Raw genomic sequence first — 13,564 nt, 5'->3', positions numbered from 1 at the left:
CGACTGGACCTACACGCCCGATCCCGACTACGTCGGCAACGACAGCTTTGTCGTCACCGTCTCCGACGGCAACGGCGGCACCGTCGATGTCACCGTGCTGGTCACCGTCACCCCGGTCGCCGATCCGGCCGTCATCGGCGGCGATGCTGTCGGCGCCGTCACAGAAGACCTCAACGTCAGCGCCGGCAACCTCACCGACACCGGCTCGCTGTCCGTGACCGACCCCGACGCGGGCGAGGCCAGCTTCCTCACCGGCGCCGCCGACATCACCGCCAGCTCTGGCGCCCTGGGCAGCCTGTCCATCACCACCGCCGGCGTCTGGACCTACACCGTCCCCAACGCCGACGTGCAGTACCTGGCCGCCGGCCAGACCAAGACCGAGACTTTCACCGTCAAGACGGTGGACGGCACCACCCACGACGTGGTGGTCACCATCACCGGCGTCAACGACGCGCCGGTGCCCAATCCCACCGCCCCGAACTGGGACGCCGCCGACGGCCGCTACGAAGTCTCCACGCCCGAGGGCACACCCAAGTCCGGCACCATCGCCGCCGGCGATGCCGACAGCGACACCCTGACTTTCACCGAGAAGAGCGGCCCGGCCAACGGCTCGCTCACCCTAGATCCGGTCACCGGCGACTGGACCTACACGCCCGATCCCGACTACGTCGGCAACGACAGCTTTGTCGTCACCGTCTCCGACGGCAACGGCGGCACCGTCGATGTCACCGTGCTGGTCACCGTCACCCCGGTCGCCGATCCGGCAAAGGCACCTAACCCCGAACCAGCGCCCGCCCTGGCACCGGTTCCGGCTCCTGAAATCCCGCCGCCTTCGCCGGCACCGGCACCGGCGCCAGCCCCCGCGCCGGCACCGCTGGTCATCAACGTGGAGCCTTCACCGCCGCAAGAGACGCTGCGCTTTGACTCGACCACCTTTGTGGCTCAGCCCAGCAACCAGCAGCCGCAGCTGTCCGCCGAAGTGGTGGCGCTGATCCAGCGCAGCTTCACCGAGACCGAGGCACCGCGCACCCTGACGCAAGCAACGGGCTTCCAGATCGCGGTCAACGAACGTCAGACCAGCGCGCTGGAGCTCACCCGGGCCATTGACCGGCAGTTTGTGGAGACCGGGTCCAACGGCAGCATCTCGCTGCCGGCTGACACCTTCACCCACAGCGACCCGAACGCCACGATCACCCTGTCGGCCAAACGGCCGGACGGTCGCGATCTGCCCAGCTGGGTGAGCTTCGATCCGCGAACCGGCACCTTCAGGATCACCCCGCCCCCAGGTTTTGAAGGAGAGCTGGAGATCGAGGTGACCGCCCGTGACGAGAAGGGCAACGAGGTCAAGACGCAGTTCAAGCTCAACGTCGGCAAGAAGGTGGCGCTGGACGGCCGCTCGGGTCTGACCGAGCAGCTGCGCACAGCCGCCCAACGGCAGTTCATGTGGCGGGATGCCGTGCGTGGTGGAGAGCCAGCCCCGGCTCCGGCGCGTGAGCAAGCCAGCGTACAACGCGCACAGCGGGTGGAGGCCTGATGTCTGCCGCACCGCACCCAGCCATCCGCACCGTGCAGTCCCTGGCGGTGCTGCTGGACCTGACCCGTCGGGCAAGGTCGGCCGGGTCGGTGCGCGAATTGGCTTTCCTGGCGGTCAACGACACCGCCCAACTGTCTCCATTGCGCCAGGGCGCTACCTGGCGCATGGACATGGGGGTGGATGCCCTCTCCGGCATCCTGCAGCCCGAGGCCAATGCGCCCTACGTGCAGTGGCTGGACCGGCTGGCGCGTCACCTTTCTGCCGAGCAGGCAGCGGACTCGGACATCCGGGCCTTCGACAGCCATGTCCTACCGGCCGACCTGGCCGAGGACTGGCTGTCGTGGTGGCCCGCCAATGCGCTTTGGGTCATGGATCCTGCCAGCGAATCCTCCAGCCTCGACCACCGTCCACCAGCGTGGCTTTTCGCACGCGAGCACCCCTGGACCGAGGACGAACTGCGCCTGATTCGTGAGTGGCGCAGCGCATGGAGCCATGCATGGGTGTCTCTGCAACCTGCCCGCCCCAAGGGCCTGCGCTCGGGGTGGCAGCGCCTGCGTCAACATCTGTCCGTGCGGGCCGACCGCCCCTGGTGGCGCCAGAACCGGCTGGCATGGGCCGCAGCGCTGGTGGCCGTGCTGTGCCTTCCCGTGCGCATGACCGTCATGGCACCGGCTGAACTGGTGCCTGCCCAGCCGGCGGTCGTGCGTGCTCCACTGGACGGGGTCATTGCAGGCTTTCACGTGCAACCCAACGCCAACGTGACGGAAGGCCAACCCCTGTTCGACTTTGATGAGGCGCTGATCCAGAGCCGCATTGCCGTCGCGCGGCAAGCCATGCTGACCGCCGAAACCGAGTACCGGCAGGTCATGCAGCAGGCGCTGTCGGACCCCAAGTCCAAGGCTCAGCTGGCGCTGTTGGCCGGCAAGATCGAGGAGAAACAGGCCGAGGTGGACTACCTGCTGGACCAGGCCACGCGCGCCCGGGTGCTGGCGCCCCGCAGCGGTGTGGTGATCTTTGACGACCCGTCAGAGTGGATCGGCAAGCCGGTCGGCACGGGCGAGCGCATTCTTCGCATCGCCGCGCCGGATGACCGTGAGATCGAAGCCTGGGTGCCCTTGGCCGACGCGATCCCCCTGCCATCACAGGCGGGGGTCAAGCTCTACCTCAACGCGAGTCCGCTGTCGCCGGTCGAAGGGCAGGTCCGCTACGTCGCCCACGAGGCCGTTGCGCGCCCGGACGGCAGCCACGCCTACCGGGTCCGCGCCGCGCTGACGGGCCCCACCGACCACCGCGTCGGCCTGAAGGGCACTGCACGCCTTCAGGGCGAGTGGACCGTGCTGGCCTACTGGATGATGCGGCGGCCGCTGGCCAGCCTGCGCAAGAGCCTCGGCCTATGAGCACCGTTGCCTGGCCCCGCTTGCGTGAAGACCTGGCCCTGCTGCCAGGGCCGAGCCTGCCCGATGGACAGCCGAGCTGGACGTTGCATGACCCCGCGCGCAACCTGTTCTTCCGCATCGACTGGCCCAGCTTCGAGATGCTCAGCCGATGGGGCATGGGTGATGGCCAGCAGATCGCCAGCGACATCGCCCGGAGCACGACCCTGAACCTGGAGGCAGACGACGTCGCCGGGCTGGGCCGATTCCTGGAACAGAACCAGCTGGTGCAGCCGGCCGCGGGCGGCAGTGCGGCGCGCATGGCCGAACGCTGGAGCGCCATGCGCAGCAGCTGGCTCAAGTGGCTGGTCCACCACTACCTGTTCTTCCGGGTGCCCCTGGTGCGGCCGGACGCGTGGCTCACCCGCTGGCTGCCCGTGGCCCGGCGATTTGCCTCGGCAGGATTCCTTTGGCTCACGGCAGCGGCGCTGATGACGGGCCTCATCCAGGTGGTGCGCCACTGGGACGCCTTCACCACCAGTCTGGTGGACACCTTCAACCTCGAGGGTCTGGCCGCCTACGCGGTGGCCCTCTTCGTGGTCAAGACCCTGCACGAACTCGGCCATGCCTTCACGGCCAAGCGACATGGGTGCCGGGTACCTACCATGGGTCTGGCCTTCCTGGTCATGTGGCCTGTGGCCTACACCGACACGAACGAAGCCTGGAAGCTGACCAACGCCCGACACCGTCTTCAGGTCGCCGTGGCGGGCATTGCCACCGAGCTGGTGATCGCCGCCTGGGCCACTCTGGCCTGGGCCCTGCTGCCCGATGGCGCCCTGCGATCGGCCGCCTTCGTGCTGGCGACCACCTCATGGGTGGCCACCCTGGCGATCAATGCCAGCCCGTTCATGCGTTTCGACGGGTACTTCATCCTCTCGGATGCCCTGGACATGCCCAACCTGCACGAGCGCAGCTTCGCCCTGGCCCGCTGGCGTCTGCGTGAATGGCTGTTTGCCCTGAACGAGGCGCCACCGGAGCACTTCAGGCCCGCCGCCCGCCGGGCCATGATCACCTTCGCCTGGTTGACCTGGATCTACCGGCTGGTGCTGTTCATCGGCATTGCGTTGATGGTCTATCACCTCTTTTTCAAGCTGCTGGGCATTGTCCTTTTCGTAGTCGAAATCGTGTGGTTCATTCTCAAACCTGTTCATGCCGAGTGGAAGGCCTGGCGCGAACGCGCCGGCGCCATCCGCGCCAGCCGCCGCACCTGGTGGACCCTGGCGATTCTGACCCTTCTTTTGGGCCTGACGGCCGTACCGTGGCCATCGGCGGTGACCGCCAGCGCCCTGCTTCGCCCCGTGGATGTCTGGCCTGTGCACACACCGGCGGGGGCGGTATTGGACCAGCTGCCGGTAGGCCACGGCAGTCGTGTCACCCAGGGGCAGCCACTGGCCGTGCTGCGATCGCCCGAGCTCCTGTCCCGGATCCGGGCCGCCGAGTCGCGGGTCGAACGCCTGCGACGGCAGGCCGGGACAGCCGCCTTCGGCGAAGAGTCGCGGCAGCACTGGCTGTCGACGCACGAGAGCCTGGTCACGGCCGAGTCCGAACTGGAAGCACTGCGGACCGAAGCCTTGCAACTGACACCCCTGGCGCCGTGGGCCGGCACCGTAATGGACATGGATCCCGAGCTGGCGACCGGCCAATGGATCGGCAAGGGCGATCGGCTGGCATTCGTCGTCAAAGAAGGCAGCGCCTGGATGGTGGAAACCTGGCTGGACGAAGACAGCGTGGCACGCATTCAGGTGGGTGCACAGGCCCGCTTCCACAACGACGCGGGAACTTCACGCATGATCCATTTGACCGTGGAGTCCATCGACCGGGACGCCAGCCGTGTGCTCACCCGCCACGAGCTCGCGGCACAACATGGAGGCCACCTGCTGGTTCGTCACCAGAAGGACCAGCTCGTGCCCGAACAGGCGGTCTATCGGGTGCAGATGCGGGTTGCCGAAGGCCAGCTTGATCCCGAGTCCCTGGCCCACAGCTGGCGGGGCCAGGTCAGCATCGATGCCCGCAGTCAGGCCGTGGCCGATCGGTATCTGCGGCAGCTGATGACCGTGCTGGTCCGCGAAACCGGCTTCTGACCCACTGACCCAGCGGGTCATCCCGCCTCCGCCGCCGCTACACTGCAGGGCTTCCTGTCCAGCCGGGTTCCCCTGGCGTCATCTCATGGCCCTCAAGTCCACCATCTTCAAGGCGAACGTCTCCATCGCCGACATCGATCACGGCTACTACGCCGACCATGCGCTGACGCTGGCCCGCCACCCCAGCGAGACCGACGAGCGCATGATGGTGCGTCTGGTGGCGCTGGCGCTGCAGGCGCATGAGCTCAATGACACCTGCGGCGGCGACGGTACGCTGGCGTTTGGCGCCGGCCTGTCCGACCCGGACGACCCGGACGCCTCGCTGACCGATTTCACCGGCCGCAAGCGCCTGTGGATCGAGGTCGGCCAGCCCGAGGACAAACCCCTGTCCAAGGCCTGCAGCCAGGCCGACGCGGTGGTGGTCTATCCCTTCGGGTCGGCCGCCGAGGTCTGGTGGAAGGGCATCGAAAGCAAGCTCAGCCGACTGGACAAGCTGCAGGTCTGGCGCCTGCCGCACGAGCAGGCACAGGCCCTGACCCAGCTGGCCGAGCGCAGCATGCAGCTGCAGGCGCTCATTCAGGATGGCGCCATCACCCTGTCCAGCAACCTGGGCAGCGTGCACCTGGAGCCGGTGCGCTGGAAGTGACCGAGGGAAAGCCGCGGGCGATCACGACCGGTGCTTGCCAGCGTCCCAATCCTGAGCACCGAGCACTTGGCTTGCCAGCGCATCGGGCACCGCCTCCAGCGGCGTGGCCATGGTGTCGTTCCATCGGTTGAGGAAGGCGAACATCGCCACCACCCCGAGGATCTCGACGATCTCGCCCTCGCTCCAGTGCTGCTGCAGCTGCGCGAACTGCTCATCGGTCACCGCATTGGGCTGTGAGGCAGCAGCCAGCGCAAAGTCCAGGGCCAGGCGCTCACGTTCGCTGTAGTGCGGGCTGCTGGCATAGGTCCAGACGTCTGCCAGCTTGGCCTCGCTGATGCCGAAGTTCTTCGCCCCCAGCAAGGTGTGCGCCTGGCAGTAAAGGCAACCCGACACCTTGCTGACCACATGGCCAATGAGGCGCCGAAAGCCCAGATCCACATCACCCTCGGGGTCCATCACCGCCGCATTGAGCACCGCCAACGCACGGGCTAGCTTGGGTTTGCGCTGCATGGTCAGCACGCTGTTGGGTGTGAAACCCAGCGTGCCCAGGAAAAAGTCGAAGTGCTCCTTCAACTCCGGCGTGGTGTCGGGTGGGAGAGGTTGCAGTCGTGCCATGGGTTCTCCTCGGCGATGGCATTGGCGATGCCCGACTGTAAAGGCTGGCGTCGACCTTAACCCAGCCATCGCCGCCGGTAGCGGCCATCGGCGTCGTGATCCCGCGTCTGCTTGTCCAGATTGAACTGGCGCCCGCCCCTGGGGTCGGTGCCCACCCCGGCAATGTAGGCCCAGTTGCCCTGGTTGCTGTGTACGTCAAAGTCGATCAGCTGCGCCTCGAACCAGGCGGCCCCAGCGCGCCAGTCACCGCCCAGATCGTGGATGAGGGCGCTGGCGACGATCTGCCTCAGGCGATTGGACAGGTAGCCGGTGTGGCGCAGCTCGCGCATGGCCGCATCGACCAGCGGCAGACCGGTACGTCCTTCGCACCACCGGTCAAACACCGTCGGGTTGTGCCTGGGGGCCGATCGTGCCGCGTCGCGGGACAGGCCACGGGCACCGAACAGGCGAACGCCGTGCTGACGCATGACCAAGCGGAAGTGGTCGCGCCATAGCAGCTCGAACCAGAGCCAGTAGGTGCCGTCGTTCGCACCGCGTGCGGCCTCGAAGGTCCGCAAGGCGGCCATGGCCTGACGCGCCGAGAGGGTGCCCACCGCCAGCCATGGTGACCAATGGCTGGCAAAGTCGCGCCCGGTCAGGGCATTGCGGGTGACCTTGTAGGTGTGAGGCCGCCCGGCCGCCAGGTAGCGGGCCAGGTGATCAAGCGCAGCCGACTCGCTGCCCTGCCAGGCGGGCAGACCGTAGGGAAACGAAGAGCGCTCATCGGTGGCCCCGGCAGGGACAACGACTGGGACAGGGGCCATCGGTCGCTGCACGGATGCCGGCCACGGCGGCAGCTGGATCGGGGCCAGCACCGGGTGGGGCGCTTGGAGGTTCGCGCGCTCCACCCCCTGGCGGAACGCAGTGAAAACATCCGGCACGCGCCCGGAAGGCCAGGGCAAATCTTCCGGGGACAGGAGACTGGACTGCCAGCACGTGTCGACTCGAAGACCGGTGGCCTGCAGCGCACGCACCTCGCCCTGCTCTTCGGGCGCCTCGATGGCTTCGCCCACCACTGCGACAGCCCCCGCCCGACGGGCCAGGGCGATGAAAGACTCGGCCGTGGGGTCGTGAAGCACGTACAGATCGCTGCCCAACATACGCAAGCGTTCTGCCAGACCAGACTGCGCCTGTTGACGAAAGGCCTGGCGATGCGACCCCACACGCTCGAAACCCCAGTCTGTCTGAACCGGCGCTGAGGGGCTGTGCCAGGCCACCGGCAGCAGCGCCAGCCCCTCCCGACGACTGCGTTCGATGGCGCCGGTCAGGGCCGGGTTGTCGTGCAGGCGCAGATCGTTGCGGAACCAGTAGATCAAGGTCCCCGCCATCAGAACAGCTCCTGCTGCGCCATCTCCGCTGCGCTGCGCCGGCGCGATGGTTGTTCACGCCGGCCTGAACGTGAGGCATGACGGCGCACGATCTCGGCCTCGGCCGCCTGCACGTCCGGCCGGGCACGCAAGGCATGCACGCGGGCCTTGGCCTCCCGCAGGGCCGCGTCCAGATCCACCACGGGCACCGGAATATCGACACCGACACGCACGCCACAGCGGGCCTGGGTGTCGGGCGGCATGCGCCAGGGCTCGAACAGCCAGGTATCGGGCACTCGGCGCAGAGCGGCCAGCCAGCGGCGCACGAAACGCCCCTGGGGATCCTGGTCGCGTGCCTGTTTGATCGGGTTGTAGACCCGGGTGGTGTTGATGCCGGTGGTGCCGCTCTGCATCTGCAGCTGGCTCCAGTGAATGCCGGGCTCGTAGTCGACAAACTGGCGCGCCAGCCACAGGCCGACCTCGCGCCAGTGCAGCCACAACGGGTAGGCGGCGACCGACACCAGCATGGCGCGCATGCGGAAGTTCAGCCACCCCGTCTCGCGCAGCATCGCCACGCAAGCATCGACCATGGGCCAGCCCGTGCGTCCCTGCACCAGGGCCGCAAACCGCTCATCCGACCAGTCGTCTTCGCGCAAGCCGTCATAGGCGCGGTGCAGGTTGCGCCACTCCAGCTCGGGCTCCGACTCCAGCTTCTGGATGAAGTGGTCATGCCAGGCCAGGCGGCTGCGAAAGCCCACCAGGCCGAGTCGCTGCTGGTGCGCGTCTGGCGGCAGGCTCGCCAGCTGATCGCGGGTAGCCTGTTCCACTTCCCGCACGCCCAGGCAGCCGTGCGACAGATACGGCGACAGGCGGGAGCAAGCGGTCGTGGCCGACAGGGGCGACGAAATGCCGCCCCGGTACCGGTGGCTGCGGCTCTCCAGAAAGCTTCGCAGCACGGCCAGCCCTTCCTGGCGACCACCGCGCTGACGTCGCGCCGCGTCCGCCTCCCGCAACCCCAGGGAGGACGCATCGGGCAAGACCAAGGGCTGATCCACGGAACCGGCATCCACCAGCCCCGAGGGACACACCACCTGGGGCAAGGCCATGAACGCGTCGCGCCGGCCTTGCCAGCCATCACGTTCCCTCAGACCCCGCACCACACCGGTCTGCGGCCATTCCCGGTAGCGGACACCTTGCGCCCGGCACCAGCGCGCCACCGACCGGTCGCGATCGAAGGTCCAGGTGTTGCCGGTTTCTTCGTGCGCATGTAAGGCCGAGAAGGGTTGCTGCGCATGCAGGCGGGCCAGGACGTCGACCGCGTCGCCCACCCGGACATGCAGACGAGCGCCCAATGCCTTCAAGGCCCGGTCCAGATCCCGCAGGCTCTCCCGCACAAAGCCCCACTGCCGCGCCGAGGCATCGGGCTGCGCCCACAGGCCCGGCTCCACCACATACAGGCACAGCACCGGACCCGCCCGCGCGGCCTCGGCCAGCGGGGTGTGATCGTGCAGGCGCAGGTCGCGCTTGAACCAGACGACGCGGTAACTCATGACATTTGTCTTGGACAAATTGAAGTATGCCCGGTATTCTTGATGCCCGTTGCTGCAAGGAGATCCCCATGAACTGGTTCGGCACCCTGCCTGGTTTCACCCGCACCCCGGCCGGTCTGGAGCGGGTCATCCTGCGCCGCCTGCCCCGCTGGCTCGGGCAGGGCACGCTGGTGCTGGCAGCACCCAGCCTGCTGGCCCGCCTGTGGCCCTGGGACGGTCTGGCCAGCGATGTCCACAGCCGGATCACGGCGATTGACATCGGGGTGATCAGCCTCGTGGTCCTGTACTGGACCGTGGCCCTCACCGTGGCCATCGGCGCCTTCATCGTGATGGTCATGAAAGGCCCCGCCTACGTGGCCGACGCCTACCCCCTGCCGGCACCACCACCCGGAGGAACGAGCCCGCGCGAGCCATGAGACAATCCGGGCCTGTTTCATCAGCCTCTGGATCTACACCATGAACCGCTGCGACATCGTCACCATCACACGCACCCGACGTGCGCTTGCCGCCCTGGCCCTGGGCACCACCCTGCTGGCCACCGCCGGCCAGGCCCTGGCCCAGGCCACCATCCGCCAGTTCCCACCCCAGGCCATCCGGGCCACCATGGTGGTCAAACAGCCGCCCGAGGTCCTCATGGACGGCAAGGCGATGCGCCTGTCGCCCGGCGCCCGCATCCGGGGCGTGACCAACACGCTGGTGATGTCGGCCAGCCTCTCCGGTCAGGAAGTCACCGTCAACTACCTGCCCGACGTGCAGGGCCTGGTGCACGAAGTCTGGATCCTCAACGAGGCCGAGGCCGCCGAAAAGCGCGCCCGCCTGGGTGACCAGCGCAACTACCGCACGGCCGCCGACGGCGCCAACTGAGCCACGCCCGTCACGGGCACCCATCACGATCACCTGACAAAGCCGGACGCCCTGCGGGTCTCCGGCCACTGGAGCATTCCCATGACACGCAAGGTCTACATCAAGACGTTCGGCTGCCAGATGAACGAGTACGACTCGGACAAGATGGCCGATGTGCTCGGCGCCGCCGAGGGTTTCGAGAAAACCCAGGACCCCGAAGAGGCGGACCTGATCCTGTTCAACACCTGCTCGGTGCGCGAGAAGGCGCAGGAGAAGGTGTTTTCCGACCTCGGCCGCGTCAAGCACCTCAAGAAAAAGGGCGTGCTGATCGGCGTGGGCGGCTGCGTGGCGAGCCAGGAAGGCGCCGAGATCATCAAGCGCGCGCCCTTCGTGGACGTGGTGTTCGGCCCGCAGACCCTGCACCGCCTGCCCGAGATGCTCAAGGCCCGCGACCGGCTGAACCAGCCGCAGGTGGACATCAGCTTCCCCGAGATCGAGAAGTTCGACCACCTGCCGCCCGCGCGGGTGGAAGGCGCCTCGGCCTTCGTGTCGATCATGGAAGGCTGCAGCAAGTACTGCAGCTACTGCGTGGTGCCCTACACCCGCGGTGAAGAGGTCAGCCGCCCCTTCGAGGACGTGCTGGTCGAGGTCGCCGGCCTGGCCGACCAGGGCGTCAAGGAAGTGACGCTGCTGGGCCAGAACGTCAACGCCTACCGCGGCAAGATGGGCGATACGGAAGAGATCGCCGACTTCGCCATGCTGATCGAATACGTGGCCGAGATCCCGGGCATCGAGCGCATCCGCTACACCACCAGCCACCCCAACGAGTTCACCCAGCGCCTGATCGACACCTATGCCAAGGTGCCCAAGCTAGTGAGCCACCTGCACCTGCCGGTGCAGCATGGATCGGACCGCATCCTGATGGCCATGAAGCGCGGCTACACCGCCATGGAGTACAAGAGCACCATCCGCAAGCTGCGCGCGATCCGGCCCGACCTGTCCATGAGCAGCGACTTCATCGTCGGCTTCCCCGGCGAGACCGAGGAAGACTTCCAGAAGATGATGAAGCTCATCACCGACGTCGGCTACGACAGCAGCTTCTCGTTCATCTTCAGCCCGCGCCCCGGCACGCCGGCGGCCAACCTGCCCGACGACACGCCGCACGAGGTCAAGCTGCAGCGCCTGCAGCACCTGCAGGCCACCATCGAGGAGAACGTGCGCCGCATTAGCGCCAGCCGCGAAGGCACGTTGCAGCGCATCCTGGTCGAAGGCCCGTCGCGCAAGAACGCCGCCGAGCTGATGGGCCGCACCGAGTGCAACCGCATCGTCAATTTCGACGGCGGTCCGAACAGTGCCCGCCTGGTCGGTCAGATGATCGACGTGAAGATCACCCAGGCGCTGCCGCACTCGCTGCGCGGTGAAGTGCTGGTGAAGTGAAGCTGAGGTTTTCATTTCCCCAGCTGCTGCTGGCAGCCTTTCTGGGTATCGGCGCCCTGCTGGGCACCACGGCACTGCGGGGTCTGTTCTCGCTGGAAGCGCTCATGGCCCAGAGCCGCGACAGCACGGCACAGGCCATTGAACTGAGCACCGCCGCACAGTCGCTGAGCGAGCGAAGCCAGGCCATGGAGCGCGCCGCCCGGCAATCGCTGGTGCTGGGCGACCCCCAGCTTCGCCAGGTCTTCCGGGACGGCACGCGACAGGCCCGCGACATCCTGCAGCGCCTGCAGGACAACGAGCTGCCCACCGAGATGGCCAACCGCTGGCGCGACCAGCTGCGGTTCATCGAGCAGCAGCTGGACGGCCCGGTGGAAACCGCCCTGGACCGCGAGCGCGACGTGGCTCGCGCGTTTCGCGAGCTGGACCGCCGCAGTGCCCTGATTGCGCAGCAGGTACAAAGCATCATCGCGCGACGCAACGAGGCGCTGCAGGCTCGGTTCGAGAAGAGCCGGCAGATGCTCACCCAGCAGGTGGTCGGCGCGATCGTCCTGGCCGCCATCATGGCGGTGGGCTTCGGCATCTGGCTGGCTCGCCCCTTCCGGCGCCTGGAGCGCGCCATCGTCGACCTGGGTGAGAACCGTCTGGTTCAGCCGATCGACATTCCGGGCCCGCCCGACGTGCAGCGCGTGGGTCAGCAACTCGAATGGCTGCGCCAGCGCCTGACCGAACTGGACGCCGACAAGGCACGCTTCCTGCGGCACATCTCACACGAACTCAAGACCCCGCTGGCCTCCATGCACGAAGGCGTGGCGGTGCTGGGCGACGGCGTGGCCGGCCCGCTCAACGACAGCCAGGCCGAGGTGGTCTCCATCCTGCGCCACAACACCACGCAACTGCAGCAACAGATCGAAGCCCTCTTGCGCTTCAACGCCGCCGCTTTCGAGGCGCGCGAACTGCGCCGGCAGCCCACCGACCTGCGACAGCTCGTGGATGAACAGGTGGAGGACCAGCGCCTGCGCTGGCAGGCCCGACAGCTCACCGTCTCGGTCCATGGCCGGTGCCCGGCCCTGCCGCTGGATGGCCCGAAGATCGCCTCCGCCCTGGGCAACCTGCTGTCCAATGCCATCCGGTTCTCACCCGTGGGAGGGCGGATCGACATCGCCCTCTCCCACGCTGACGGCCGGGTGGTACTGGACATCCGCGACGAAGGTGCCGGCATTGCGCCAGAAGACCGGGACCGTGTGTTCGAACCTTTCTACCGGGGTTCCAGGCAGCCGATCGATGCCCCCAAGGGCTCGGGCATCGGCCTGTCCATCGTCCAGGAGTACATTCAGGCCCATGGGGGTCGCATGACCCTGCAGCCCTCCGAACGGGGCGCCCATTTCCGGATCGAACTTCCCCATGCCGCATGACCTGCGCAGGCGTTTGCCTGCGATCCGCCTGTTTGCCGTGCCTTTGCTGCCCGCTTGTGCCTTGGCGCTGGTCGCCTGCACCAGCGTGCCTTCAGTGCCCGAGCCACCACGTGATTCCACCCAACCGGTCAAACCAGCCAGCAAGCCCGCCGTTGCCCCGGCGCCAGTCTCACCGCCGGCAGAACCCGTCGCCAGCGCACAGCCGCCCAAAGCCGATCTGCCCGCCGGCGACCAGGACCTGCTGGAGTGGTCCTTCGCCTACGCCGAGCGCCTGCGCCTGCTACCCGCCGCTGACGTCGGCGCGGAGGTGACCGCGATCGGGGAGCCCGGTGGCAGTGCGCAACGGCAGATGCAGTTGGCCCTGGCCCTGCTTCATGCGCCCCCGCCGACCGACACCGCGCGCGTGCTCGGTCTCCTGCAACGCCTCATCAGCCACCCGGCCCCCGAAGCCACCCCGCTCAAGCCGCTGGCCCGCCTGCTGGCCGGCCGGCTGCAGGCACAGCGGCGGCTGGAGGACAGCAATGAGCGGCTGAACCAGCAATGGCGTGAAGCGCAGCGCCGCATCGAACTGCTGGGCGACCAGCTGGACGCCATGCGTGCCATTGAACGCAGCCTCTCGCCCAGACCCGCGGCACCCGGCGGCCGCTGAACGCCGGCCACACACCAC

The 13,564-nt window shown here is 67.7% G+C and carries 12 protein-coding genes; 9 read left to right on the top strand and 3 right to left on the bottom strand.

Features of this window, described 5'->3' with window-relative positions:
• The 4 genes from ACFQNJ_RS03285 to ACFQNJ_RS03270 form a co-directional block, all read left to right on the top strand.
• On the top strand, positions 1 to 1,534 hold a 1,534-nt coding region (locus ACFQNJ_RS03285; RefSeq protein ID WP_382253807.1), incomplete at its 5' end, for a tandem-95 repeat protein.
• A complete protein-coding gene (locus ACFQNJ_RS03280) occupies positions 1,534 to 2,931 on the top strand; it encodes an efflux RND transporter periplasmic adaptor subunit (RefSeq protein ID WP_382253805.1) in 1,398 nt (465 codons plus the stop codon). The genes ACFQNJ_RS03285 and ACFQNJ_RS03280, both read left to right, overlap by 1 nt.
• Positions 2,928 to 5,048, top strand: a complete 2,121-nt coding sequence (locus tag ACFQNJ_RS03275) for a site-2 protease family protein (protein ID WP_382253803.1) — start codon at positions 2,928 to 2,930, stop codon at positions 5,046 to 5,048. Before ACFQNJ_RS03280 ends, ACFQNJ_RS03275 begins: the two co-directional genes overlap by 4 nt.
• A gap of 85 nt (positions 5,049 to 5,133) precedes the next feature.
• Positions 5,134 to 5,694 carry a YaeQ family protein gene (locus tag ACFQNJ_RS03270; protein WP_382253801.1) on the top strand — a complete coding sequence of 187 codons (561 nt, stop codon included), beginning with the start codon at positions 5,134 to 5,136 and terminating at the stop codon, positions 5,692 to 5,694.
• A 21-nt stretch (positions 5,695 to 5,715) separates the two neighbouring features.
• Here ACFQNJ_RS03270 and ACFQNJ_RS03265 read toward each other — a convergent pair whose 3' ends face one another.
• From ACFQNJ_RS03265 to ACFQNJ_RS03255, 3 genes are read right to left on the bottom strand one after another with little or no spacing between them, the layout of a single operon-like run.
• A complete protein-coding gene (locus ACFQNJ_RS03265) occupies positions 5,716 to 6,309 on the bottom strand; it encodes a carboxymuconolactone decarboxylase family protein (protein ID WP_382253799.1) in 594 nt (197 codons plus the stop codon).
• 56 nt (positions 6,310 to 6,365) lie between these two features.
• Entirely contained in the window at positions 6,366 to 7,676 is a 1,311-nt protein-coding gene (locus ACFQNJ_RS03260; RefSeq protein ID WP_382253797.1) for a DASH family cryptochrome, read from the bottom strand.
• Positions 7,676 to 9,205 (bottom strand): FAD-binding domain-containing protein, encoded by a 1,530-nt coding sequence (locus tag ACFQNJ_RS03255; protein WP_382253795.1) that lies wholly within the window; start codon positions 9,203 to 9,205, stop codon positions 7,676 to 7,678. The genes ACFQNJ_RS03260 and ACFQNJ_RS03255 overlap by 1 nt, the downstream gene beginning before the upstream one ends.
• Positions 9,206 to 9,273: 68 nt before the next feature.
• On the opposite strand from ACFQNJ_RS03255, the gene ACFQNJ_RS03250 reads away from it, so the two are divergent.
• The 5 genes from ACFQNJ_RS03250 to ACFQNJ_RS03230 all read left to right on the top strand — a co-directional run bounded on the left by ACFQNJ_RS03250 (position 9,274) and on the right by ACFQNJ_RS03230 (position 13,546).
• Positions 9,274 to 9,621: a hypothetical protein gene (locus ACFQNJ_RS03250; RefSeq protein WP_382253793.1), complete on the top strand. Its 348-nt coding sequence runs from the start codon at positions 9,274 to 9,276 to the stop codon at positions 9,619 to 9,621.
• Positions 9,622 to 9,661: 40 nt separating this feature from the next.
• Positions 9,662 to 10,069, top strand: coding sequence for a hypothetical protein (locus tag ACFQNJ_RS03245; RefSeq protein WP_382253791.1), 408 nt, complete (start codon positions 9,662 to 9,664; stop codon positions 10,067 to 10,069).
• Positions 10,070 to 10,150: 81 nt separating this feature from the next.
• Positions 10,151 to 11,485: a tRNA (N6-isopentenyl adenosine(37)-C2)-methylthiotransferase MiaB gene (miaB, locus tag ACFQNJ_RS03240; protein ID WP_382253789.1), complete on the top strand. Its 1,335-nt coding sequence runs from the start codon at positions 10,151 to 10,153 to the stop codon at positions 11,483 to 11,485.
• The gene (locus tag ACFQNJ_RS03235) at positions 11,482 to 12,897 is read left to right on the top strand and encodes a sensor histidine kinase (RefSeq protein WP_382253787.1); all 1,416 of its coding nucleotides are present in this window, start codon (positions 11,482 to 11,484) and stop codon (positions 12,895 to 12,897) included. The genes miaB and ACFQNJ_RS03235 overlap by 4 nt, the downstream gene beginning before the upstream one ends.
• Positions 12,887 to 13,546 (top strand): hypothetical protein, encoded by a 660-nt coding sequence (locus ACFQNJ_RS03230; protein WP_382253785.1) that lies wholly within the window; start codon positions 12,887 to 12,889, stop codon positions 13,544 to 13,546. Before ACFQNJ_RS03235 ends, ACFQNJ_RS03230 begins: the two co-directional genes overlap by 11 nt.
• Positions 13,547 to 13,564: the final 18 nt, after the last annotated feature.

This window comes from Hydrogenophaga bisanensis (assembly GCF_042665135.1).
Classification (GTDB): domain Bacteria; phylum Pseudomonadota; class Gammaproteobacteria; order Burkholderiales; family Burkholderiaceae_C; genus Hydrogenophaga; species Hydrogenophaga bisanensis.
This window is presented reverse-complemented; position numbering and strand designations above follow the sequence as displayed.